We start from the raw sequence: 22,307 nt of genomic DNA, 5'->3' as shown, positions 1-22,307 counted from the left end.
TCAGGCTCCCGTCGTGCCGTTGCCGCAGTCCACCAGGATCTTCATCACGCCCCCGCCGGCCTCCAGCGCCTCGAAGGCCGCGGGCGCCTCGGTGAGGGACACGACCTTGCTGATCAGCCGCTCGGCGGGAATCGTGCCGTCCGCCACCAGGGACACCGCCCGCTCGAAGTCGGAGCGGTCGTACAACCGGGCGCCGACGAGGGTGAGTTCGCGCCAGAAGAAGCGGTGCAGGTTCACCTCGCGGGGCCGGGGGTGGATGGCCACCAGGCACAGACGGCCGCGCACGCCCAGCACCTCCACGGCGGTCTCGACTCCGCCCGCCGCGCCGGAGACCTCGAAGGCGACGTCGGCGCCCGCGTCACCGGTCCACCGCCGTACCAGGTCGGGCACGTCGTCGGCACCCGGGTCCCAGACGGTCAGGCCCAACTCCTCGGCCAGCACCCGCCGGTGGGTGCTCAGCTCCACCACGCGGACCTCCGCACCCGCGGCCCGAGCCACCAGCGCGATGAGCACCCCGACCGGTCCGCCGCCGACCACCACGACCCGCTCACCCTCCCGCACCTGGGCCCGGCCGACGTCGTGAACGGCGACGGCGGTGGGTTCGACGAGGGCGGCCCGGTCCAGCGAGACGGAATCCGGCAGGCGTACGAGCGTGGAAGCGGGCACCGTCCAGCGCTGCTGCATCGCGCCCGGCGAGTCGATGCCGATGAAGTCGAGGTTCTGGCAGACGTGCCGGTGACCGGAGGCGCACGCCGGGCAGGTGCCGTCCCAGCGCAGCGGCATCACCGTCACCGCGTCACCGGGCTGCCAGCCCGCCACGTCCGGCCCCACGCGTACGACGCGGCCGGACATCTCGTGCCCGAGGACGGCGGGCGCGGCGACCCGGGCGTCCATGTCGCCGTGGAAGATGTGCAGGTCGGTGCCGCAGATCCCGACATAGGCGGGGGCCAGTTCCACCTCGCCGGGGCCGGGGGCGCGGGTTTCGGCGGGCGCCGTGTCCAGGGTGCGGGCTGCCGTGTAGCGGACTGCGAGTGTCATCGTGGGGTCAGGGTCCCTTCAGCGCGGACGCCGATGGTCAGCAGCAGGTTGGCGTACGTACGGATGTCGGCGGTGACGATCGCCAGCGCCAGGTCGGGGGAGCGTGCGGCGTCGTAGAACGCGAACCGGTCCAGCGTCTGGACCGGTGCGGGCGCCAGCCGGGCGCGGTACTCGGCGATGGCCGGCGGCTCCGGTTCGCCCGTGGGCGGCACCATCACCTGGGCCGACTCCACGGGGATGGTCCGCAGGAGGGTGTCGAGCACGGTGGTGACGTCCAGCAGGCCCGGTCTGAGGTTGAGGTGGACGGTTCTGGCCCGCTCGCCGGTGGCCGTACCGGCGGGGTAGTGGCCGTCGGCGAGCAGCACGCGGGCGCCGTGGCCGGCTCCGGCCAGGGCTTCGAGGATTCCGGGGTGCAGCAGTTCCGTCAGAAGCACGTCGTCTCCTCCTTCATCGGGGCGGGCGTCAGGCGGTAGAAGGTCGTCGCGGTACCGGCGAGGATCGCGTGGATCTCGGCGCCCGAGCAGCCGCTCAGGAGTTCCTCGACGGTGGCGGCCCAGCGGTTCCAGCCACCGGCGAGGACGCAGACCGGCCAGTCGGAGCCGAACATCAGCCGGTCGGGGCCGAAGGCGGAGAGGAGGACCTCCCACGCCGGGCGGATGTCTTCGACGGTCCACCTCTCGTGGTCGGCCTCCGTGACCAGGCCCGACACCTTGCAGCGGACGTGGGGATGCCGGGCCAGTGTCCGCACCTGCTGTGTCCAGTCGGTCAGTTCGCGCCGCAGGAGAGGCGGTTTGCCCGCGTGGTCCAGGACGAGAGGCAGCTCCGGGAGTCTTTCGGCGAGACGGATCGCCTGCGGGAACTGGTGGCTGCGGATCAGCACGTCGTATCCGAGTCCGCGCTCCGCGACCGCTCGCAGTCCCCGCTCGACGTCCGGCCGCCCGAGCCAGTACGGGTCGGACTCGCCCTGCACGATGTGCCGTACGGCCCGCAGGTACCGGCCCGCGGACCCGGTCCGCAGGTCGTCGAGTACGTCGCCGATCGCGGGGGACGTCAGGTCCGCCCAGCCGACGACGGCGCCGACCAGCGGGTCGCTGTCGGCCAGGGCGAGCAGGTCGCGTGTCTCGGGGACGGAGGTGATGCACTGGACGACCACCGTGCTCGTCAGCCGCCGTCCGGCGATCGACCGGGTCGCGGCCGAGCGCAGGGCGTGTGAGCTGAAGTTGCGGCGGAGCGGCTCGTGTCCGGGTTCGTCCAGCCAGGGCTGCGGCCGGAGGTTCAGGTTCCACACGTGGTGGTGGGCGTCGACGAGGGCGTGGGCGTCAGACACGGGCGGTCCAGACGGGGCCGTCGGGGTAGGTGTACTCCTTGAGGGACTCCGGGTGCATCTGCGCGCTCAGCCCGGGCAGCTCCGGCGCCAGGTAGTGGCCGTCGGCGATGCGCACCGGGTCGACGAAGTGCTCGTGGAGATGGTCGACGTACTCGATGACCCGGTCCTCAACGGTGCCGGAGACGGCGACGTAGTCGAACATCGACAGGTGCTGCACCATCTCGCACAGACCGACGCCGCCGGCGTGCGGGCAGACCGGCACACCGAACTTGGCGGCCAGCAGCAGGATCGCGATGTTCTCGTTGACGCCGCCGACCCGTGCCGAGTCGATCTGCACGATGTCCACCGCGCCGGCCTGGAGAAGCTGCTTGAAGACGACCCGGTTGGCGACGTGCTCGCCGGTGGCGACCTTGATGGGGCTGACGGCCTCGCGGACCGCGGCGTGGCCGAGGATGTCGTCCGGGGAGGTGGGTTCCTCGATCCAGTACGGCCGGTAGGGCGTCAGGGCGCGCATCCAGTCGATGGCCTGAGTGACGTCCCATCTCTGGTTGGCGTCCACGGCGATGCGGATGCCGTCGCCGACCGTCTCGCGGGCGGTGCGCATGCGTCGCACGTCGTCCTCCAGCGACGCACCGACCTTCAGCTTGATCTGCGTGAAGCCGTCGGCGACGGCCTTCCGGGCCAGGCGGGCCAGCTTCTCGTCGGAGTAGCCGAGCCAGCCGGGGGTGGTGGTGTAGGCGGGGTAGCCGCGCTCCAGCAGGCGGGCGATGCGCTCCTGGCGGCCCGGTTCGGCACGGCGCAGGACGTCCAGGGCCTCCTCGGGAGTGAGCGCGTCGCTCAGCCAGCGGAAGTCGACCTGGGCGACCAGTTCCTCGGGCTGCATCTCGCCGAGGAAGCGCCACACGGGCTTGCCGGCGCGCTTGGCGGCCAGGTCCCAGGCGGCGTTGACCACGGCGCCGGTGGCCATGTGGATGGCGCCCTTCTCCGGGCCCAGCCAGCGGAGTTGGGGATCGTGCACGAGGGAGCGGGAGAACGCGCCGAGGTCGCCGCAGACCTCGTCGACGGAGCGGCCGACCACGTGGGGTGCGAGGGCCGCGATGGCGGCGGCCTGCACGTCGTTGCCGCGTCCGGTGGTGAAGGCCAGGGCGTGGCCCTCCAGCCCGTCGCCGGCGTCGGTGCGAAGGACGACATAGGCGGCCGAGTAGTCGGGTTCGGGGTTCATCGCGTCCGACCCGTCCAGGTGCTCGGACGTCGGGAACCGCACGTCCAGGACGTCGAGGGCGGTGATACGGGAGGCTGCGGACACGGCAGAGGACATGAGGGACACTCCTGTGAGAGCAGGTGGGAACACAGGCCCCCTGCGACGGAACGGGCAGCGGCGAGCGGTGTGCGGCGGCGACGGCCGCCGGATCACTCCTGGACCTTGCCGCCGGTGATGCGCGAGATGGTCAGCGCGACCAGGATGATCAGGCCGTTGAGGGCGCCGATCCACTGCGCGGGGACGCCCGCGAGGGTCAGCACGTTCTGGATCATGAACAGCAGGAGGATGCCGCTGAAGGCCCCGAACATGGTCCCCTTGCCGCCGTTGAGGCTGATCCCGCCGATGACGGCGGCGGCGAAGACGGTGAAGATGTAGCCGTTGCCCTGCGCGGAGGCCACCGACGCGAGCCGCCCGGACAGCAGCAGTCCGGCGAGGGCGGCGAGCACGCTGCCGGTGACGATGACGATCCACAGCACCCGGTCGGTGCGGATGCCGGCCGCCTTCGCGGCGTCGACGTTGCCGCCGACGGCGTACAGCGAGCGCCCGAAGCTGGTCCAGCCGAGCACCACGATCGCGGCGGCGAAGAGCACCAGGCAGATCCAGATGGACGCGGGCATCCCGAACCATTCCGCGGTGCCGAGGTAGAGCATCGACGGCGGCAGCTGGAAGAAGGTCTGGCCGCCGGAGATACCGGTGAGGACGCCTCGCAGCACGATCAGCATGCCCAGGGTGACGATGAAGCCGTTGAGGCCGAAGCGGATGATCAGCAGGGCGTTGACCACTCCGACGAGCAGGCCCATGGCGAGCGTGACGGGAATCGCCCAGGCACCGGGCAGCAGACCGAGGCCGTGGCCCGCCCCGGCAGGCACCACCAGCCAGGCCGCGACGCCGGGTGCGAGTCCCATGGTGGACTCCAGCGACAGGTCCATCTTCTTGACGATCAGGATCATCGCCTGGGCGAGGACCAGCAGCGCCATCTCGGACATGGTCTGCAGGACGTTGATGAGGTTGTCCGCCTGCAGGAAGACCGGGTTGACGATCTGGCCGACGATCGCGATGGCGACGATGGCGGGGACGAGTGCGAGGTCGCGGAGCCGGGCCAGGGGTATCCGGCCGCCGAGCAGCGCGGTCCGCTTCGCCCGACGCTCCGTGCCCTTGGTGGCGGCGGTGTCCGCGAGGACGGTTTCAGGCATGCAGGTCCACTCCTTCCATCGCGGCCACGAGTTCGTGGTCGTGCCAGCCGCGGGCGATCTCGTTGGTCACACGGCCCTGGAACATCACCAGGACCCGGTCGCACATGCGCAGGTCGTCGAGCTCGTCGGAGGCGATGAGCACTCCGGTGCCGGTCTGCGCGGTCTCCTGGACCTTGCCGAGGAGGAACTCCTTGGAGCGCACGTCCACGCCCGCGGTCGGGTTGATCAGGACCAGCAGTCTCGGGTCGTCGGCGAGGGCGCGGGCCATGACGACCTTCTGCTGGTTGCCTCCGGACAGCGAGGAGACGGGCAGTTCGGGGCCGGGGGTCTTGATCGCCAGGTTCTGGATCAGGCCCGCGGCGAGCCGGTCCCGGCGGCGGGCGCTGATGAACCCCTTCCGGCCGAGCCTGCCCGGCACGGAGAGGGTGGCATTGTCCGCTATCGACATGCCGGGCACGAAGCCCTGGTGGTGCCGGTCCTGCGGGACGAATCCGGCGCCGGCGACGAGTGCGGCGGGCACACTCCCGGGGCGCGGACGATGGCCGGCGATCTCGACCACGCCGCGGTCGGCGGTCCGCAGTCCCACGACGGTCTCGGCCACCTCGGTACGTCCGCTGCCCGCGGCCCCCGCGAGCCCGACGATCTCCCCGGCCCCGACCCGGAAGGTGATGCCGCCGTAGGTCTCGCCGCTCAGCTCCCGCACGCTCAGCGCGGCCGTGGCGCCGGCGTCCAGGGTGCTCGCCCGTTCTTCGCGCCGGTCGGCCGCCGCCTCACCGGTCATGGCGGCGACGAGTTCTGTGCGGGGGAGCTGCGCGACCGGAGCGGTCAGGATGTGGCGGGCGTCCCGGAACACCGTCACCGTGTCGCAGATCTCGTAGATCTCCTGCAGGTGGTGGCTGATGAACAGGAAGGTCACGCCCTGCCGCTGCAGGCCGCGGATGCGGTCGAAGAGCCGGTTGATCGCGGCCGCGTCGAGCTGGGCGGTCGGCTCGTCGAGGATGATGAAGCGGGCCCCGAAGGACAGCGCGCGGGCGATCTCGACGAACTGCCGCTGCTCCACCCCGAGGTCGCCGGCGGGGGTCTGCGGGTCGACGTCCACGGACCAGGTCGACAGCAGGTCCTGTGCGCGGCGGCGTAGGCCCTGCCAGCTGATGAGCCGACTGCGGCCGTGATCGTGCCGGTTCAGGAAGAGGTTCTCGCCGACGGTCAGCGCGGGGATGATCGTCGACTTCTGGTAGACGCAGGCCACGAGCTGCCGCCAGGCGTCGCGGTCCGTGAGCCGCGGTGCGGGCCTCCCGCCGAAGGTGACCGTTCCCTCGTCCGGGGTCTGCAGGCCGGTGAGGATGGACACCAGGGTGGACTTGCCGGCTCCGTTGCGGCCGACCAGGGCGTGGGTCTCGCCGGACCTGATGGTGATCCGGGCGCCGTTCAGGGCCACCGTCGGACCGAATCGTTTGACAATGCCCGTCGCCTCGACGACGGGCGGATCCGCCGGGATCCGTCCGTCGTTCGCCGGGGCGGGCACGGGGTTTGCCGTTCGCTCCCCGTCGCTCATCTCAACCGCCTTGTGTCGCTAGCTGTTGGCTTTCCGGGACGCGCTGTCAGCCGAGGTTGTTGCCCCACAGGGACGTGTCGTCGCTCTTGAGGCTGGGCGCGCCGCCGTAGGTGCCGCCGTCGGCGGTGACCAGCGGAGCGGAGAGCTGGTCCTCGAGCAGGCCGGGGCGGACCTGGATGATGGTGCTGTCGTGGTCGGTCCTGCCGGGCTTGAACTTCTTCCCGTCGATCGCGGCCTTCAGGTAGTACAGGGCGTACTTGGCGTAGAGGTCGGCGGGCTGGGAGACGGTGGCGTCGATCTGCCCGGCGGCGATGGCCTTGAGCTCCTCGGGGATGCCGTCGTTGGAGACGACGAAGACGTGCTTCGGGTCCTTGGGGCCCACCAGCAGGCCCTTCTGCTTGAGGACCTGGAGGGTGCCGGAGAGGGCGAAGCTGGCCTCCATGTAGACGCCCTTGATGTCCGGATTCGCGGTCAGGTCCGTCTGCAGCTTCTGTGCGGCGACGGCGCCGTCCCAGTTGGTGGCCTCGCCGAACACCTTGATGCCCGGGTAGTTCTTCTTCATGCAGTCGTTGAACGCCTCGGTGCGGTCACGGCCGTTGATGGAGTCCAGACCGCCCTCCAGCATCACGACCTTGCCCTTGCCGCCCAGCTTGGTACCGAGGTACTGACAGGCCTTCTCGCCGTACGCCCGGTTGTCGGCCCGCACCACCATGAACACGTTGCCGCTGTCGGGGCGGGTGTCGACCGTGACCACCGGGATCTTCTTCGCCTCCAGCTGCGCCAGGGTCGGCGCGATGGCGGCGGTGTCCTGGGGGGCCATCGCGATGCCCTTGACGCCCTGGCTGATGAAGGTCTGCGCGTTGGCGGTCAGCTTGGCCACGTCGTTCTGCGAGTTGGTGGTCTTGAGCGACAGGCCGAGCTGTCCGGCGTACTTCGGCGTGTACTTGATGTACGAGTTCCAGAAGTCCGTGTCGGAGCGCGGGTAGTCGACGCCGACCAGCGGCGCGCCGCTCGACGACGCCGAGGCGCCGGAGCCGCTGCTGCAGGCGGTGAGCAGCGCCAGGGCGGACAGGGCCGAGGCGGCGGAGCAGAGGGCGGTTCTGAGTCTCATCGTGTTTTCCTCGCGCTGGTCCCGGAAGCGGGAGACGGTTCGCAGGGCGACAGCCGTGTGTCGCCACGTCGAAGAGATGGGATGTATATATAGGCGCCCCTCGTGCGGGCTGTCTAGGTCTCGCGCCAAATCGCTGTTGGAAGCGATACCCGTGAAGTCGAACATGACGGGCGATGGGAAATCAATCCCATCAATAGGAAGCCCTGGTGATGCGCCGACGGCCTTTCCTGGCGGCCTGGCAGGACTGGTACGTCGCGCAGACATTCCATGTCTTGCTCTCGAGAAAAGGGGCATAACCGTATGCATGGTTATGAAGTGACCGGTCGGGAAGTTCATTCATCCCTGCACACCCGTTGACACCAGTGCGTCACATCGTCGAACTTCGTGCGTAACGTCCGGCACTCCAGAGCCGTGGGCGTCTTGTCTTCCCTCTGTCCCCCAGTCCAGGGATGTCCCCATGACGAGCTCGTTCAACAGACGCCAGTTCCTGACCGCCGCCACCTGCGTGGCCGCAGCAGCCGTCGCCGGCGGCGGCCTCGGGGCCGGCGTCGCAGAGGCCGCACCGAGCACCTACACACCGGCGTGGACCTCGGTCGACCAGCACCCGCCCGCCCCCGAGTGGTTCCAGGACGCCAAGTTCGGCATCTACTTCCACTGGGGCGTCTTCAGCGTTCCCGCATACGACAGCGAGTGGTACCCGCGCAACATGTACATCGCCGGCAGCGCGGCCAACCAGCACCACGTCGCGACCTACGGCGACCCGTCCGTGTGGCCGTACCACAACTTCATCAACGGGGCGAAGGACCTCGCCGGGAACACCGTGCAGTTCGCACCGAAGCTCAAGTCGGCGGGCGGCAACTTCGACCCCGACGCATGGGCGCAGCTGTTCGTCGACGCGGGAGCGAGGTTCGCCGGACCGGTCGCCGAACACCACGACGGCTTCTCCATGTGGAACAGCCAGGTCAACGAGTGGAACTCGGTCGCCAAGGGCCCGAAGCTCAACCTGCTGCAGCTGTTCACCACGGCGATCCGGGCCAAGGGGCTCAAGCTGCTGGTCGCCATGCACCACGCGTACAACTTCAACGGCTACTACGACCACGTCCCCGCGCAGTCGGACCCCAGCCTGCAGAAGCTCTACGGGCAGTTGGGCAGGACGCAGGAGAACCAGCTCTGGTACGACAAGCTGAAGGAGGTCGTCGACCTCGCCCAGCCGGACATCCTCTGGCAGGACTTCGATCTGAGCGCGGTCGACGAGACGCAGCGCCTGAACTTCCTGTCGTACTACTACAACCAGGCCAACGCCTGGGGCCGTGAGGTCGTCGCCACCTACAAGGACGGTTTCGACAACAAGGGCGAGGTCTTCGACTACGAGCGCGGCGGCCCGGCCGACCTGACCGCGCCGTACTGGCTCACCGACGACAGCATCTCCAGCTCCAGCTGGTGCTACACGCAGGGCATCGGCTACTACAGCACCCAGCAGATGGTGCACTCGCTCATCGACCGCGTGAGCAAGAACGGCAACATGCTGCTGAACATCGCGCCGATGGCGGACGGCACGATCCCGCAGGGACAGAAGGACATCCTGCTCGGCATCGGCGACTACCTGAAGCGCTTCGGCGAGTCGGTCTACTCGACCCGGCCCTGGACGGCGTACGGGGAAGGCCCGACGAAGATGGGCGGCGGCTCCTTCACCAACCCGACGGCCGGCACCGCGCAGGACATCCGCTTCACCCGGAACAAGACCAGCACGGTCCTGTACGCCACCGTCCTCGGGTGGCCCGGCAGTTCACTGACCATCAAGTCCCTCAGCTCCGACCGGATCGACCTCTCCTCGCTGACGTCGGTCAAGCTGCTCGACTCGACGGCCGGCAGCTACACAGGTCTCGCCACGCCCACGCAGGACGCCTCCGGGCTGAAGGTGACCCTGCCGTCTTCGGCGCCGTTCAGCGCCGACGCCTACGTCCTGAAGCTCGCCTTCTCGGGGCAGATCCCCAGTCTGCGGCCCCTCTCCGGCGCCGTGGTCTTCGGGGACGTCACCTACTCGGGTACGACCGCCGTGCTCCCCGCCGGCGACTACGCCGCCGACCAGCTGAGGTCGGCCGGACTCGCCCCGCTCACCCTCTCGTCCGTGCGCCTGGCTCCGGGCTTCCAGGTGATCGGCTACTCGGGGGACAACTTCACCGGCACCTCGTGGACCTTCACCGCCGACAACCCCGATCTCAGGGTCACCGGCAACAACGACCAGATCACCTCGCTGAAGGTGCAGCTCAATCCGTCGACGCACTTCCGGATCACCAACGTCACCGACGGCCTCGCTCTGGACAGCGGCGGCAACGTGGCCTCCGGGTCCAACCTCAAGCAGTGGACCTGGGACGGCAGTCCCAACCTCCAGTGGCAGGCGGTCGAGGTCGGTGGCGGCTACTACAAGCTGGTCAACCGCACCAACGGCATGGTCGCCGACGGTTGGGGGGACACCGGCAACGGTTCAGCGGCCAGGCAGGCGCCGTGGAACAGCGGCACGAACCAGCAGTGGACGATCACCCACCGGGGAGACGGCCGGTACACGATCGCCAACCGCACCACCGGCCTGGTCCTCGACGGCGGCGGCAACGTCGCCTCGGGCTCGGTCACCAAGCAGTGGGCGTACGGCAGCAGCACCAACCTGCTGTGGACCTTCACGGCCCTGTGACCCCGTGAAAGCAGCCGCGCCCCGACCTGCCCACCGCGGACTCGGCCGGGGCGCGGCCTGATGATCTGCCGGGTGAAGCCCAACGGCCGCTTGCAGCAGCGGAGCCGGTGGTCCAGGAGGCCACCGCGCGGTCTTGGTTGCCGAGCCGCATGCCTGCCGCCACCTGTGCCTTGACCTGGGCGGGCGGGATGGACGGCGGCGTACCGGGGGACGCACGGGTGGGGATGCGGCGCTCACCGGGAGCGTCGGCCGCGCGCCGTAGCCCGGCGCACCGACTCGGCCGGCGGACGCTCGCGCAGAGCGCCGTAACCGATGAAGTACGCCGGCACACGCTTGAGCCACGGTGCGCCGGCGAGCAGTCCGCTCATCCGCTCCGCCCGCCCGGCGTGGCCGAAGGGCGGCCGTCCCTGGAGTACGGGAGCGATGACCCGCGCATGGGCGGTTCGCTGGAGTGCCTGCGTCGCCGCCGTGGTCGGCCACCGGCGGCGCTGGACGTTGCGCACGTCCCGCAGACCGACCACGCCCTCGCGCAGCGGTCCGACCAGGTGACGCGCGGCGGCGACCGCGTCCTCGACGGCGAGGTTGATGCCGATCCCGAAGACCGGCGACATCGCGTGCGCCGCATCGCCGATGCACAGCAGGCCCGGGCGGTGCCAGCGCCGGAGGCGGTCGAGCCGTACATCCAGCATCTTCACCTCGTCCCACGACCGCAGCGCGTGCGTCCGGTCCGCGAGCCAGGGCACGGCAGCCGAGAACGCGGCCATGAACCGCTCGAGACCCGCGGCGCGGCGCTCGGCGTCGGTCCCCTTGGGGATCAGCGCGGCGCACTGCCAGTAGTCCCCTCGGTCGATCAGGGCGGTGAGGAAGCGATCGCCGATGCCCCCCAGCAGCCCATGGGGGTCGCTCTCCCGACGCGGCAACCGGAACCACCAGGCGTCCATGGGGCAGGTGAACCGCCGCAGCCCCAGTTCGGGCAGCGACCGGGCCAGCGAGCCGCGGCCGTCGCAGGCCACGGTGAGGGTGGCCCGCAGCTCACCGCTGCGGCCGTCGGACGTGCGGTACCGAACTCCGGTGATCCTCCCCCGAGCTCTCGACTTCGCTCCACCAGGGGGGACCTCCACGCGTTCCTCCAGAAAGGACGTCGCCTCGGTGTTCATGCGCAGGGAGAACGACGGCTCCTTGCGCGCCTCGTCCGCGAGGAGGTCGAGCAGGTCCCACTGCGGCACCATGGCCACGTAGTTGTAGGGGGCCGGCAGGGCGCTGATGTCCGAGACGGTCATCAGGGAACCGTCCGCGCCGATCGGCAGCCGGACCGCGGTCACCCGGCGCTGCGGCAGGCGGGCGAAACGCTCGGCCAGGCCGAGATCGTCCAGCAGCGCCAGCGTCGACGGATGCACGGTGTCGCCGCGGAAGTCGCGCAGGAAGTCGGCGTGCTTCTCCAGAACCGTGACGGCCACGCCGGCCCGGGCCAGCAGCAGGCCGAGGACCATTCCGGCGGGTCCCCCGCCCACCACGCAGCACGTCGTCCGCTCCACAGCCGCCCTTTCCGCGACGACATCCGCCCCCACGCCGGTGCGACGCGGGAACCTGACGGTGTGCTGTGCCCCCGCATGCCTCGCTGAAAACACGTTCCGTACTGGACCATCCGGATGATTCACGGACGCCGTGGGGTGAACGGTGGGAACCGGTGCCCGGAACCGACGGCCGGCAGCCCCTCGCGACCATACGTTGAGTGCTGTGCCACTGAGCTACGCCTTTGTGAACCTGAAGCCCGGAGTGGGGAAGACGACCAGCGCGGTCTGGTTGGCTCACGCACTTCACGAGTCGGGCGTCCCACCGCTGCTGGTCGACAGTGACCCCGCCTCCTCCGCGCTGCACTGGAGCGAGTTGGCGGGCGGCTTTCCGTTTCCTGTGGTCGCTCTTCCGGTGGGCGACGTGCACCGGCGTGTGAACGACTTCCTGGGCGACCGGCAGGCCGTCGTGTTCGACGCTCCGCAGCTGGAGGACCACGCGCACATCGCCCGGAGCATCATGAGGTACGCAAGCCAGTGGATCTTGCCGGTGGCTCCGGCTCCCATCGAACTGGATCGCATGGCGCCCATCGGCGGCGAGATGGGCGACGTGCAGTCCTTGCGCATCCAGCCCGCCCGCGCCGCCGTTCTGCTCAACCGAACGAATCGTGCCGAGGCCACACGCACCGGTCCCGACGCCGACGCCCGCGAAGCTCTCACCGAGCGGGGATTCGACGTGCTGTCCACCCACATTCCGCGGCTCGACCTGTACGCCCAGTCGTTCGGCAGTCCGGTCGAGGCGAAGGGGTCGGCGTACATGGACCTCGCAGACGAACTCATCAAGCGACAGGACACCGCATGAACCAGCGCAAGGACACCTACCGAGCCGCGTTGCACCGCGGACCCGATGCCGCCGTACCGCGTCCCGTCAAGGTCACTCAGCTGTGCACCCGATACGTCCGGCTCACCATCGAGGTCGACACCGGCTTGCCGCGCGACCTCATGCGATGGGTGGGGGCACCGGTCTCCGCGATGGGGCGGGTCGGCGCCGCGGCACTGCGCCCCCTCAGGAGTGCCCCGTAGACGACGGGCCCTGGGTGCGTGTGCCGCATGTGCGGGTCACCGCGTGGCGGGAATCCTCTCCAGGACCCCACCCGCGAACACGTCGTACAGCGGCAGCGTCTCCAGGTGGACATAGCCGATGTGACAGTCGCAGACGGTCAGCGGGCACGCACGGGGGCGCAGTGCCCGCCGGTAGGAGCCGTCGTACAGATTGCCCAGCTCCGACCGGACGAAGTGACAACGGCGCACCGTGCCCTCGCCGTCCACCGATATGACGGACTCCCCCGTACGGCAGGGCAGGCCCGCACTGCGGTGCGGATGACGGCTGTAGGGGAAGAGCGGATCGAGGGCGGTCCACTGATCGGCTTCGGCGTCGGTGTAGGTGTGCCCCTCGGCCGCGTTGACCCACAGGTACACCTGGGCGGGGAGGTCGGCGCGCAGGCGGCGAGCGTGCTCCAGGTGTGCGGGCAGGCCGACGACGCCGACGCTGTGACGGACCCCGCGGGCGGCGAGGTCGTGGCACTTGGCGAGGAAGCGGTCGTACGGCGTCTGTCCGGGGTGGAAGGTGCACCACAGGGCGAGTGTGTTCAGGTCGGCTGCGTCCAGCCAGTTCGTGCGGCAGCTGAGATTGGTCTGGATGGCCACCCGGCGGATGTGCGGCAGCCGGCTCAGTTCCGCGAGCGTGCGTCGGTACCAGGAGCGCACCAGTCCCTCGCCCCACGGCGTGAACAACAGGGAGAGCCGGTCGTTCTGCTGTGCGCCCGCCCAGTCGGCGAAGCGTTCCAGCGCGGCGCGATCCGCGGCCAGCTGGGCGTGGGTGTCCCGACGCTTGGCGAAGGGGCAGTACGGGCAGTCGTAGTCGCACGACGCCAGCGGCCCACGGTAGAGGATCGTCAGGTCCATGCGGGCTCCGTCACTTCGGTTCGTAGGCGGTCATGCGCTCTCGCACGGCGGCGGAGAACAACTCGGGGCCCAGCGCGTCGGAGTGGGCCAGACCCTCGGGGGACAGGCGCAGCAACTCCGGGCCGGCGGTCTCGTCCAGCCAGCCCCGGTCGCGGAACCTGTTCAGCTCGTCGGCGAAGTCGGCACCGGGCTCGGTGCCGAAGCGGGCCCGGTAGTCCGCGACCGGCATGCCCTCGGCCTGCAGCAGCGACTGCAGCAGATGGCGGCGCCGGGTCTCGTCCCCGTTCATCTCCCAGCCGTAGTCCGCGTGGCGGAAGTCGTCGACCGAGCGGGCGGTGTAGTCGTCGATGATGCCGCGTATGCGGTGCATGTCCACGGCGTAGTCGAAGGAGTAGTGCAGCGCGGAGGTGTACGAGCGGGCGCCGCAGCCGAGGCCGACCATGCCGTCGGTCTGGCACGCGTAGTCCTCCGCGCCGGTGACGGGGGCGCCCGTGCGGCGGAACATGCGCATCGACACCTGCTCGTAGCCGTGCGTGAGCAGGTGGTCGCGTCCGTGGCGGTACAGCCGCAGCCGCTGTTCGTCCCATGCGGCTTCGCCGGGCACCCGGTCGGCGTGCCGGCCGAGACCGGTGAGCGGGCGCACATAGAGGGGATAGAGGTACAGCTCCTCCGGCTGCCAGGCGAGGGCGGCGTCGAGGGAGTGCGTCCAGGACTCCTCGGTCTGGCCGTCGATGCCGTAGATCAGGTCGATGTTGAGGACGGGGATGCCGGCGTCGCGGATCCGCGCGAGGGCCGCTTCGACGTCCGCCCGCCGCTGGGGGCGTACGGCCGTGCGCGCCTCGGCGTCGACGAAGCTCTGCACACCCAGGCTCAGCCGCGTGGTGCCGCGCGCGGCCAGCACGGCCAGCCGGTCGGCGGTTGCCGTGGCGGGTGAGGCCTCCACGGACAGGGGGACGGCACGCAGGTCGGCGCCCAGGCCACGCTCGGCGAGATCGCACAGCCGCTCAAGCTCCGCGGCCTCCAGGAACGTCGGAGTGCCCCCGCCGAAGGCCGCGTTCGCGAACCGCGCCCCGTCGCCCAGCGCCTCGCGCACCGCGGCCGCCTGGCGCTGCAGCGCGTCCAGGTAGGCGGTGGTCAGGCCGTCCGGCGCGCCGATCCGGGTGAAGAGATTGCAGAAGCCGCAGCGTACCTCGCAGAAGGGGATGTGGAAGTAGAGCGAAAGGGCGTTCTTCGGCTCGCCGGCCCACAGGTCGCGCAGGGAAGCGTGCTCCGGGCGCAGCGGGCGGTACGCGGTCTTGTGCGGATACGCATAGACGTACTGCTGGTACGGCCGGACGGCGGGCGTGGTCGCTGCTTCGGTGATGGTCATCGGGCCTCGTCGAGGAAGAAGTGGGCGTAGGGGACGGTCCAGACGACGTCATGGCCGATGCGGTGGCCGGTGTAGCCGTCCTCGCCGTACGCGGTGCCGTGGTCGGAGCAGACGACGGCGAAGCACGGACGACGGCTGGAGGCCGCCGCGAAGAGCCGTCCGATGTGCCGGTCGACGTACTCCAGGGCCGCGGCGTGGGTGGCCCGCGTGTCACCCGCCTCACGGGTCGCACCGGGCAGGTGGAACCAGTTGGGCTGGTGCAGGGCCGACACGTTCACGAAGAGGAACAGGCGCTGCTCGTGGGGGAGTTCGGCGACGACCTTCTCCGCGCAGGCCACCTGTGCTTCGAAGGACGTGGGTGAGGGCACGCCGAACTCCGGCTCCCAGTGGCTCTCCTGGAACATCCCGGGCAGGACGGAGCCCAGCGGTCCCCGCTTGTTGAAGAAGCCCACGCCGCCGATGCAGACGGTGCGGTAGCCCACGGCGGCCAGACCCGAGACCAGGTCGGGCGTGTCGTGGACGAAGGTGCCGTTCGCGGTGGTCTCACTGCCCGCGAAGCGCGCGGCGAAGAGCCGCGGATGCGGGCCCGGCGCGGCCGGTGTCGGCAGGAAGCCCGCGAACATCGCCTGGTGGGAGGCGTAGGTGAAGCTGCCCGGGGCGTGCCGGCGCTCCCACGCGCCGCCGGGCAGCTGACGGGCCAGGTTCGGGATGCGCCCTGCCGCGGCCAGCTCCTGTGCCACGTCGTAGCGGAGTGTGTCGAGCGTGACCAGCAGGAGGTCGTGGCTGCCCACGACCTCGTTCATGTCAGGCGACGGTGTCATGGTGACGCTCCTCGTGTTCCGCTCGCCGAACGGCGGCCGGTGCGGCGGCGACCTGCGCGGCATAGGTGTCCAGGCCCTCGGCGCCGCTCCCGGGCAGGCCGGTCAGCCGGGGCAGCAGATCCCCGAAGGCGTTCACCTCACCGACGGTGAAGCGGCGCCACCCGGTGGACGGCAGGACGTCCACACCGACGCACAGCGTGTCCGGGAAGCACGCGGCCGCCTGCTCGGCGGTGTCCAGCACGTCGGTGAAGCTCCCTCCCGCGGCCCGGATCGCCTCGCGCGCCGCGCCCAGGTCGCCGCGGACGCCGCCGAGGTGCAGATTCGTCATGGGGTGCCGGCTGGTCCGCACGACGGCGTGCGTGGCCCGTCCCGCGACCACGACCACCCGGAGATCGGCGGCCCGGCCGCCCTGCGAGGCCTTGGGCAGCCACCGCTCCACGTGGATCCCGTCCGGGACCAGGGCGTCGACGAGGGCGGCGACCTCGGTCTCCGAGGTGTGGTGGCGCACCCGGAGCGAGTTGTACAGGCGGCCGTCGGGAGCGGTTTCCACGGACGTGGTCGCCTTGATGCGGCGGGGCCCCGCCATCGCCAGGGCCACTACACCGGAGGCCGACGAGCCGTGCGCCGGTTTCACGAACGCCCGCGGCATGCGGGCGGCCTTCAGATGGTCCCTCAGCTCCTCCCAGCCGCCGACCGGAGCCGTCAGCGCCGGCGGGACCGGGACGCCCGCGGCGGCGAGCCGGGCATGGCAGCGCCGTTTGTCGAACATGACCGCGACATCCTCCGGGTGTGCGGACGTCACCGCGCCCGCACGGCGCGCGGCAGCGGTCACCTCCCGGACCGCAGCGGTGAAACGGCGGTGCCACAGAGCGGTCCCCTCCACCCGGGTGGGGTCGTCGGTGCCCCGCAGCAGCCGGTCGACCTCGGCGTTCTCGCCGGGGGAGTCGACGCGTACGAACTCGCCCGGTGTGAAGGCGTGGCGTCCGCGCAGTACGTCCCGCCACGCCAGCACGCGCGGTGGCGCGTGACCCGCCGCACGGACGGCATCGGTGAACATCGTCGTCCGCCGGTTCTCGGGGTTGCCGATGACGGCGAACCGGAGGCCGGTGCCGGACCCCGGGTCACTCGGAGACAGCGACATAGCGCCACTCCTCGTCCCGCCAGCGGTGCGGAGTGCGGTGGTCCGACAGGTCGATCTCGGTCCCGGAGGAGCCGACGGCCATGCGGACCCGTTCGGCCGTGGAATCGCTCAGGAAGTGGTGGTGCAGGTCCAGCCGCTTGAGATGGGTGAGCGGCTGACCGCGGAGCAGAGCTTCGGCACCGGTGTCGGTGAGGGTGCCCATCGACAGGCTCAGCGACTCCAGCTGTGCCACGACCGGCGCCGAGGCCACCGCCGCCGCGATCTCGTCCTGCAACTCACTGTCCTGAAGACCGAGATGGCGCAGCGCCGGGAAGCGTGCCCCGGCCAGGACCGGCGCGAGGTCGGCGACCGTCGTGTCGCCGCCGTACTGGGACACGCCGAGCCATAGTTCCAGACGCTCCAGAGCGGGCAGTTCGCAGGCGCCGACAGCCCGCACCACCTGCCCGGGCAGCCCGCCCGACTCGAACCGCAGTACCCGCAGCGCGTCATGGCGCACCGGACGCATCGACAGGGGCTCCTCGCCGAGCCCGTGCGAGTCGCCCCCGCGGACGGCGAACTCCTCCAGCAGCGGGAAGGCCTCCAGGACGGGGGTGACATCGGTGAGCTGCAGCCAGGAGATCTCGCATTCCTCGCCGGTGACGTCGGCGAGGAACAGGGCGCGCAGCGCGGGGAAGCGCTCCGCGTCGGCCAGCACCAGCTCCAGCGCCGGACGCAGCTCGCTGTACTCGTCGTCCCACCAGGGCCCGATGACGAGGGCCTGTACATCGGCGCTCGGCACCCGCTCCACAAAGCTCCGCCACAGCTCGGGGAACGGCATCTCGCCGGCCGCGAAGCAGTCCAGCCGCCAGGCCACCCCGCCCGCCGCCGGAAGCGTCTGTTCGGCTGGCTCGGGAAGGGTGAAGACGGGCAGCCCGTGGAACGTCTCGAAGTGATCGGCGAAGGTCATGACGGCCTCATTCCGCCACGGCGGTGAAGCGGCGGACGACGCCGTCGTCCTCCCACGAATCGCCCGGCTCGGACAGGTCGATCTCCACGCCGGACGGCTCCAGCGCCACCCGTATCCGCTCGGCCACCGGCTCGGTGACGAAGTTGTGGTGGAGGTCCAGCCGGGTCAGGTGGGTGAGCGGCTGGCCGCCGAGCAGCGCCGTCACACCCTCGTCGGTGAGCACTCCCAGGGACAGGTCGAGCGAGGTCAGCTGGGCGACGACCGGGGCCCCGGCGACGGCGGCGGCGATCTCGTCCTGGATCTCGCTGTTGCGCAGGCCGAGGTGGCGCAGCGCGGGGAAGCGTCCCGCGGCCAGGAGCGGCGCGAGGTCGGCGACCGTCGCATCGCCGCCGTACTCCGTCACGCCCAGCCACATGTCGAGGTGCTCCAGCGCCGGGAGTTCGCTGGCGGCGACACCGCGTACGACCTCCCCCGGCAGGCCGCCGGCCTCGAAACGGAGTCTGCGCAGGTGCTTGTGGCGGACGGCAGGGAAGCGCAGTCCGGTGCCGCCGCGGATCCCGAACTCCTCGAGCAGCGGATAGGCCTCGAGGACCGGCGTGACGTCGGACTGCTCGATCCAGGAGATCTCCGCCTCCTCCATCTCCAGATCCCCGACGAACACGGCCCGAAGCGCGGTCAGCCGGTCACGGGCGTCCACCAGCCGCCGCACGATGACGCCGGAGTCGTTGTCGTACGCCTCACCCCACGGACCCACGATGATCGCGCGGACCCCGGTGGGGTCCACGGAGTCGAGGAATCGGTCCCACAGGTCCCCGAACTCCTCCTCCGAGGAGTCCCCGTAGGGATCGGCGGCCAGCCGCCAGGCCACAGCACCCGCCTCCGGCAGTTCCCGCCGCTCCTCGGGGGCGGGGAAGTCGAAGGCCGGGAGGCCGTGCAGTTCCTTGAGATGTTCGACGTGGGACATGGCGCCGGCCTCCTGAGACACGAACACGGTGCGTTACTCGCGCAGTTCTACCAAGCCGCTCTGACATCGTCGGTGACGGGTTGGGCGCAGGCCGGTCCGGGGGCGTTGTCAGACCCCTGGCGTAGCGTCGTGGACGTCGATCGGCGAGGCGCCGACGGGGAGGGAGACACGCATGTACCGGCAAGGGGACGTCCTGATCGTGCCCGTGGCGGAGGCGGCCGTGCCGTCGGGCACGGACCGGCTGCCGCGGCAGCCGCGGGACTCGCGCGGCAGGCTCGTGCTGGCTCTGGGCGAGGTCACCGGGCACGCCCACGCGGTGGTCGGTCCGGGCACCCTGTTCCGGGAGGCCGGGCCGTTCGCGGCCTCCTATCTCCACCTCCCCGACGGCGGACGGGTGGTGCACGAGGAACACGCGGCGATACCACTGCCCAAGGGCTGGTACCGCGTGGTGCGGCAGCGTGAGTACGTGCCCGGCGCGGTGCGCGTCGTGGCGGACTGAGACAGCGGGGGAGCGGAACGGTGACGACGCCGACGGAGACGGTACAGACGGACACGGTGGCGACGTGGCGCGAGGTCGGGGCGGCGACCGGCCCCGCGGACCGCGCGGCTGCCGAGGAAGGGGTGCGCCTGGCCTACCGGCTGGCGGCGCTGCCCGAGCCGGAGCGCATCGTCTGGGCGGGCTCGCCCCGCGAGGGTGCGGCACTGGCGGCACGGCTGACGGTGGAGGGCAGGGCCGGTCGCAGCGTCCGCGAGGCGGTCCGTACCCGGCCGTGGGCCGCCGCTCGGGAGCGTGCCCTCCACCGGCTCGGGCCGGCGGGCTGGGCCGGGCACTGGGCCCTGACGGGTGCTCAGCTCTGGGACGGCATGGTCATGCTGACCGAGCGGATACGGACCGGCGTGGTGGAGGCGTCGGCCGGTGCGGCAGGGGGCGAGCAGGCCGTCCGGCTCGTGCTGCTCGACGCCGTCCTGGGTCAGCACGACGCGGCCTGGCTGGCGGCCTTCGACGGGCAGGACGACGAGGGAGCGCTCGACGGCATCGTCACGGTCGCCCGTGCCGCCGGCTGGTGGTGGCCGTACGAGAAGACCGCGGTCGTCTGTGAACGCCCCGTGGAACTGCACCGGGACGAGGCGGGCCGGCTCGACCGCGGGGACGGGCCGGCGCTGGCCTTCCCCGACGGCTTCGCACTGCACGCCTGGCGCGGCATGCCGGTCCCCGCCGCATTCCTCCGCGAGCTGGCCGGGTTGACCCCGATGCGGATACGCGAGGAGGAGAACGCCGAACTTCGCCGCGTGATGCTGGAGTACTACGGCTACGACCGCTACCTCGAGGAGTCCGGGGCCGAACCCGTGCAGCGGGACGAGGCGGGTGTGCTGTGGCGTATCGAACTGGAGGGGGACGAGCCGCTGGTGATGGTGGAGGTGGTCAACTCCACCCCTGAGCCCGACGGCACCCACCGCACGTACTGGCTGCGGGTGCCGCCGCGCATCCGGACCGCGCGGGAGGGCGTCGCCTGGACCTTCGGACTGGCGGAGGCCGACTACGCGCCGGAGAGGGAGACCTGAGCCGACCCCGGCGTGGCACGCGCTGGAGACCGAGCCGGCCGCCCTCGCCGCGGTACGCCGCACCCAAGAGGATCTCGCCGAGACCGACGCCGCACCGGCCGCGATGACTGGACGCGGTCGACCGCGGGAGCTCGGCGTCGGTGAGGACCAGCGTTTCCGCTCCGCGGTCACGGCGGCCGCCCGCAGCGCACTCCTGGCCGGGGTCATGGCCGAGATCTCCCTCTCGATCGCCGAGAGCCGCACCGAGTCCCTGCGCCGGCCGGGCCGCCCCGTCGGCTCGCGGGAGCAGGGCGGAGCCCGCACCGCCCGGGTCACCGGTGATCGGGGGGCGCTGTGGCGGCGCGTGTTCGCCACGGTCGGCGGCCTGACCCGGCCAGGGGCGCGACGGTGGGGGCGCCGGGGCGAAGGGCGACGCCCGGCGCCGCACCCGACGCGTCACCGGCATGCCGGAACGCCGGAACCGGAACGAACGGCGGCCCGTCCCGCTGTGGCAGGGCCGCCGGAAGCGGCTGAACGGTCAGCCCTCCGTGCGACGGGGCAGCCGCCACCCCGGGCGCGGGAAGTGGCAGGTGTAACCGTCGGGGTAACGCTGCAGGTAGTCCTGGTGCTCGGGCTCGGCCTCCCAGAAGGGGCCGACCGGCTCGACCTCCGTGACGACCTTGCCCGGCCACAGCCCGGAGGCGTCCACATCCGCGATGGTTTCCTCGGCGACCCGCTTCTGCTCGTCGTCCACGTAGTAGATCGCCGAGCGGTAGCTGAGGCCGATGTCGTTGCCCTGGCGGTCCTTGGTGCTCGGGTCGTGGATCTGGAAGAAGAACTCCAGGATCGTACGGAAGTCGGTCTTCTCGGGGTCGAAAAGGATCTCGACGGCCTCCGCATGGGTGCCGTGGTTGCGGTACGTCGCGTTCGGCACGTCACCCCCGGTGTATCCGACCCGGGTCGCCGTCACGCCCGGGAGCCGGCGGATCAGGTCCTGCATCCCCCAGAAGCATCCGCCCGCCAGCACGGCCCTCTGCGTCTGCACTGCCATCTCGGCCCTCCCATAACCTGTCGTCCCGGTCACGCGCGCTGTTCGGCTCGCACACCGTCGCATCCCTTGCCTTGCACTTCATCAGCGCATGAGGGCCCCGAAGAATTCCGTCCGGGCGGGGTCGAAGGGATCGGGGCGGTGATCGTTTCGGGGGCGGTTCGCCGCTCAGGTCTTCCTGCGCCCCCACTGCGGCCCGACCAGGGTCCACTCCACGTCCCACTGCTCGAGGCGCCGCCGGTCCAGCCACCACCGCCCGGCCCTCCCGACGCCGTACACCACGCCGATCGAGGCGAGCGCCGCCGAGGCTCCGAAAAGTCCCGCCTCGACGGCCGCCTCGGTCGGGGTCGGCGGCCGGGTGCTCAGCTCCCCGCGAGGGCCGAGCCAGATCCGCACCGTGGAGCCGGCCCTCCTGTTCGGGGACACCAGTGTCATGCCGCTGTGCACGGAACCGTCCGGGGCGGTCCAGCGGACCTCTGCCGAGGCCAGGTCCCTGCCCAGTCCCGAGGCCGCCGCGCGCGGGACATCGGTGAGGAGCACGGCGGGGACAGGGCTCCGCTCGGTCCGCTGCCGGGCGAGGACCTGGTCGGCGGCGTGCGCGCTCACGACGCCGGCCAGCGTGCCGCCCACCACCATGAGGGCCCCCACGACCAGCAACAGCCACGCCTCGAGAACGTCGTCGCGTCGACGGATCGGGTTGCTCCGCCACCGCCACAGCAGCGACCTCGTTCGCCCGGGCTTCCCGCTCGCCGGCTTTCCCTTGCGCGTCATTCCGCACCTCCTCGACGTCTCCGACACGAAGGTGGCAGCCCGGGACAGGGTGCGA

At 71.1% G+C, this 22,307-nt stretch carries 21 protein-coding genes and 1 pseudogene; 6 read left to right on the top strand and 16 right to left on the bottom strand.

Annotation, left to right across the window (positions count from 1 at the left end; genetic code table 11):
* The 7 genes from AC5WS8_RS04020 to AC5WS8_RS03990 all read right to left on the bottom strand — a co-directional run bounded on the left by AC5WS8_RS04020 (position 1) and on the right by AC5WS8_RS03990 (position 7,485).
* The gene (locus AC5WS8_RS04020; protein WP_496101832.1) at positions 1-1,038 is read right to left on the bottom strand and encodes a zinc-dependent alcohol dehydrogenase; all 1,038 of its coding nucleotides are present in this window, start codon (positions 1,036-1,038) and stop codon (positions 1-3) included.
* Positions 1,035-1,472 (bottom strand): RbsD/FucU family protein, encoded by a 438-nt coding sequence (locus AC5WS8_RS04015; protein WP_496101831.1) that lies wholly within the window; start codon positions 1,470-1,472, stop codon positions 1,035-1,037. Before AC5WS8_RS04015 ends, AC5WS8_RS04020 begins: the two co-directional genes overlap by 4 nt.
* Positions 1,463-2,365 carry an amidohydrolase family protein gene (locus tag AC5WS8_RS04010; RefSeq protein ID WP_496101830.1) on the bottom strand — a complete coding sequence of 301 codons (903 nt, stop codon included), beginning with the start codon at positions 2,363-2,365 and terminating at the stop codon, positions 1,463-1,465. The genes AC5WS8_RS04015 and AC5WS8_RS04010 overlap by 10 nt, the downstream gene beginning before the upstream one ends.
* The gene (locus tag AC5WS8_RS04005; RefSeq protein WP_496101829.1) at positions 2,358-3,683 is read right to left on the bottom strand and encodes an L-fuconate dehydratase; all 1,326 of its coding nucleotides are present in this window, start codon (positions 3,681-3,683) and stop codon (positions 2,358-2,360) included. Before AC5WS8_RS04005 ends, AC5WS8_RS04010 begins: the two co-directional genes overlap by 8 nt.
* A gap of 92 nt (positions 3,684-3,775) precedes the next feature.
* A complete protein-coding gene (locus AC5WS8_RS04000) occupies positions 3,776-4,819 on the bottom strand; it encodes an ABC transporter permease (protein WP_496101828.1) in 1,044 nt (347 codons plus the stop codon).
* Positions 4,812-6,374 carry a sugar ABC transporter ATP-binding protein gene (locus AC5WS8_RS03995; RefSeq protein ID WP_496101827.1) on the bottom strand — a complete coding sequence of 521 codons (1,563 nt, stop codon included), beginning with the start codon at positions 6,372-6,374 and terminating at the stop codon, positions 4,812-4,814. Before AC5WS8_RS03995 ends, AC5WS8_RS04000 begins: the two co-directional genes overlap by 8 nt.
* A gap of 46 nt (positions 6,375-6,420) precedes the next feature.
* Positions 6,421-7,485 (bottom strand): sugar ABC transporter substrate-binding protein, encoded by a 1,065-nt coding sequence (locus AC5WS8_RS03990; protein ID WP_496101826.1) that lies wholly within the window; start codon positions 7,483-7,485, stop codon positions 6,421-6,423.
* A 457-nt stretch (positions 7,486-7,942) separates the two neighbouring features.
* Between AC5WS8_RS03990 and AC5WS8_RS03985 the strand changes: the two genes are divergently transcribed.
* Complete coding sequence (locus AC5WS8_RS03985; protein ID WP_496101825.1) at positions 7,943-10,174, top strand: alpha-L-fucosidase; 2,232 nt, start codon at positions 7,943-7,945, stop codon at positions 10,172-10,174.
* Positions 10,175-10,407: 233 nt separating this feature from the next.
* Here AC5WS8_RS03985 and AC5WS8_RS03980 read toward each other — a convergent pair whose 3' ends face one another.
* Positions 10,408-11,709 carry an FAD-dependent oxidoreductase gene (locus AC5WS8_RS03980; protein ID WP_496101824.1) on the bottom strand — a complete coding sequence of 434 codons (1,302 nt, stop codon included), beginning with the start codon at positions 11,707-11,709 and terminating at the stop codon, positions 10,408-10,410.
* A 202-nt stretch (positions 11,710-11,911) separates the two neighbouring features.
* Here AC5WS8_RS03980 and AC5WS8_RS03975 point away from each other — a divergent pair, with 202 nt between their 5' ends.
* Together AC5WS8_RS03975 and AC5WS8_RS03970 are read left to right on the top strand one after the other, a co-directional pair.
* Positions 11,912-12,547, top strand: coding sequence for a nucleotide-binding protein (locus AC5WS8_RS03975; protein ID WP_496101823.1), 636 nt, complete (start codon positions 11,912-11,914; stop codon positions 12,545-12,547).
* Positions 12,544-12,768, top strand: a complete 225-nt coding sequence (locus AC5WS8_RS03970; protein WP_496101822.1) for a hypothetical protein — start codon at positions 12,544-12,546, stop codon at positions 12,766-12,768. The genes AC5WS8_RS03975 and AC5WS8_RS03970 overlap by 4 nt, the downstream gene beginning before the upstream one ends.
* Before the next feature lie 36 nt (positions 12,769-12,804).
* On the opposite strand, the gene AC5WS8_RS03965 is transcribed toward AC5WS8_RS03970, so the two are convergent.
* Genes AC5WS8_RS03965 through AC5WS8_RS03940 form a run of 6 tightly spaced genes read right to left on the bottom strand, consistent with a single transcriptional unit; the run spans position 12,805 to position 18,891 of the window.
* Complete coding sequence (locus AC5WS8_RS03965; RefSeq protein WP_496101821.1) at positions 12,805-13,650, bottom strand: STM4011 family radical SAM protein; 846 nt, start codon at positions 13,648-13,650, stop codon at positions 12,805-12,807.
* 10 nt (positions 13,651-13,660) lie between these two features.
* Positions 13,661-15,019, bottom strand: a complete 1,359-nt coding sequence (locus tag AC5WS8_RS03960; RefSeq protein ID WP_496101820.1) for an STM4012 family radical SAM protein — start codon at positions 15,017-15,019, stop codon at positions 13,661-13,663.
* Complete coding sequence (locus AC5WS8_RS03955; protein WP_496101948.1) at positions 15,016-15,822, bottom strand: STM4013/SEN3800 family hydrolase; 807 nt, start codon at positions 15,820-15,822, stop codon at positions 15,016-15,018. The genes AC5WS8_RS03960 and AC5WS8_RS03955 overlap by 4 nt, the downstream gene beginning before the upstream one ends.
* A gap of 1 nt (position 15,823) precedes the next feature.
* Positions 15,824-16,981 carry an STM4014 family protein gene (locus tag AC5WS8_RS03950; protein WP_496101819.1) on the bottom strand — a complete coding sequence of 386 codons (1,158 nt, stop codon included), beginning with the start codon at positions 16,979-16,981 and terminating at the stop codon, positions 15,824-15,826.
* Positions 16,962-17,927, bottom strand: a complete 966-nt coding sequence (locus AC5WS8_RS03945) for an STM4015 family protein (protein WP_496101818.1) — start codon at positions 17,925-17,927, stop codon at positions 16,962-16,964. The genes AC5WS8_RS03950 and AC5WS8_RS03945 overlap by 20 nt, the downstream gene beginning before the upstream one ends.
* Before the next feature lie 7 nt (positions 17,928-17,934).
* Positions 17,935-18,891, bottom strand: a complete 957-nt coding sequence (locus AC5WS8_RS03940) for an STM4015 family protein (protein ID WP_496101817.1) — start codon at positions 18,889-18,891, stop codon at positions 17,935-17,937.
* A 172-nt stretch (positions 18,892-19,063) separates the two neighbouring features.
* Here AC5WS8_RS03940 and AC5WS8_RS03935 point away from each other — a divergent pair, with 172 nt between their 5' ends.
* The 3 genes and pseudogenes from AC5WS8_RS03935 to AC5WS8_RS03925 form a co-directional block, all read left to right on the top strand.
* On the top strand, positions 19,064-19,390 hold the full coding sequence (locus AC5WS8_RS03935; RefSeq protein ID WP_496101816.1) for a DUF8820 family protein: 327 nt from the start codon (positions 19,064-19,066) through the stop codon (positions 19,388-19,390).
* Between the two features lie 20 nt (positions 19,391-19,410).
* Positions 19,411-20,454: a DUF6745 domain-containing protein gene (locus AC5WS8_RS03930; RefSeq protein WP_496101815.1), complete on the top strand. Its 1,044-nt coding sequence runs from the start codon at positions 19,411-19,413 to the stop codon at positions 20,452-20,454.
* A gap of 22 nt (positions 20,455-20,476) precedes the next feature.
* Positions 20,477-20,719, top strand: a pseudogene (locus AC5WS8_RS03925) (FCD domain-containing protein); the annotation flags it as partial.
* 252 nt (positions 20,720-20,971) lie between these two features.
* On the opposite strand, the gene msrA reads toward AC5WS8_RS03925, so the two are convergent.
* Together msrA and AC5WS8_RS03915 are read right to left on the bottom strand one after the other, a co-directional pair.
* A complete protein-coding gene (gene msrA, locus AC5WS8_RS03920; protein ID WP_496101814.1) occupies positions 20,972-21,484 on the bottom strand; it encodes a peptide-methionine (S)-S-oxide reductase MsrA in 513 nt (170 codons plus the stop codon).
* Positions 21,485-21,649: 165 nt separating this feature from the next.
* Positions 21,650-22,252 (bottom strand): Rv1733c family protein, encoded by a 603-nt coding sequence (locus AC5WS8_RS03915; RefSeq protein WP_496101813.1) that lies wholly within the window; start codon positions 22,250-22,252, stop codon positions 21,650-21,652.
* Between the last annotated feature and the right edge of the window lie 55 nt (positions 22,253-22,307).

The sequence above is a fragment of the Streptomyces sp. PTL18 genome, from assembly GCF_059510295.1.
Note: the sequence above shows the minus strand (reverse complement) of the source record. Positions and strands in the feature narration are given on the sequence as shown.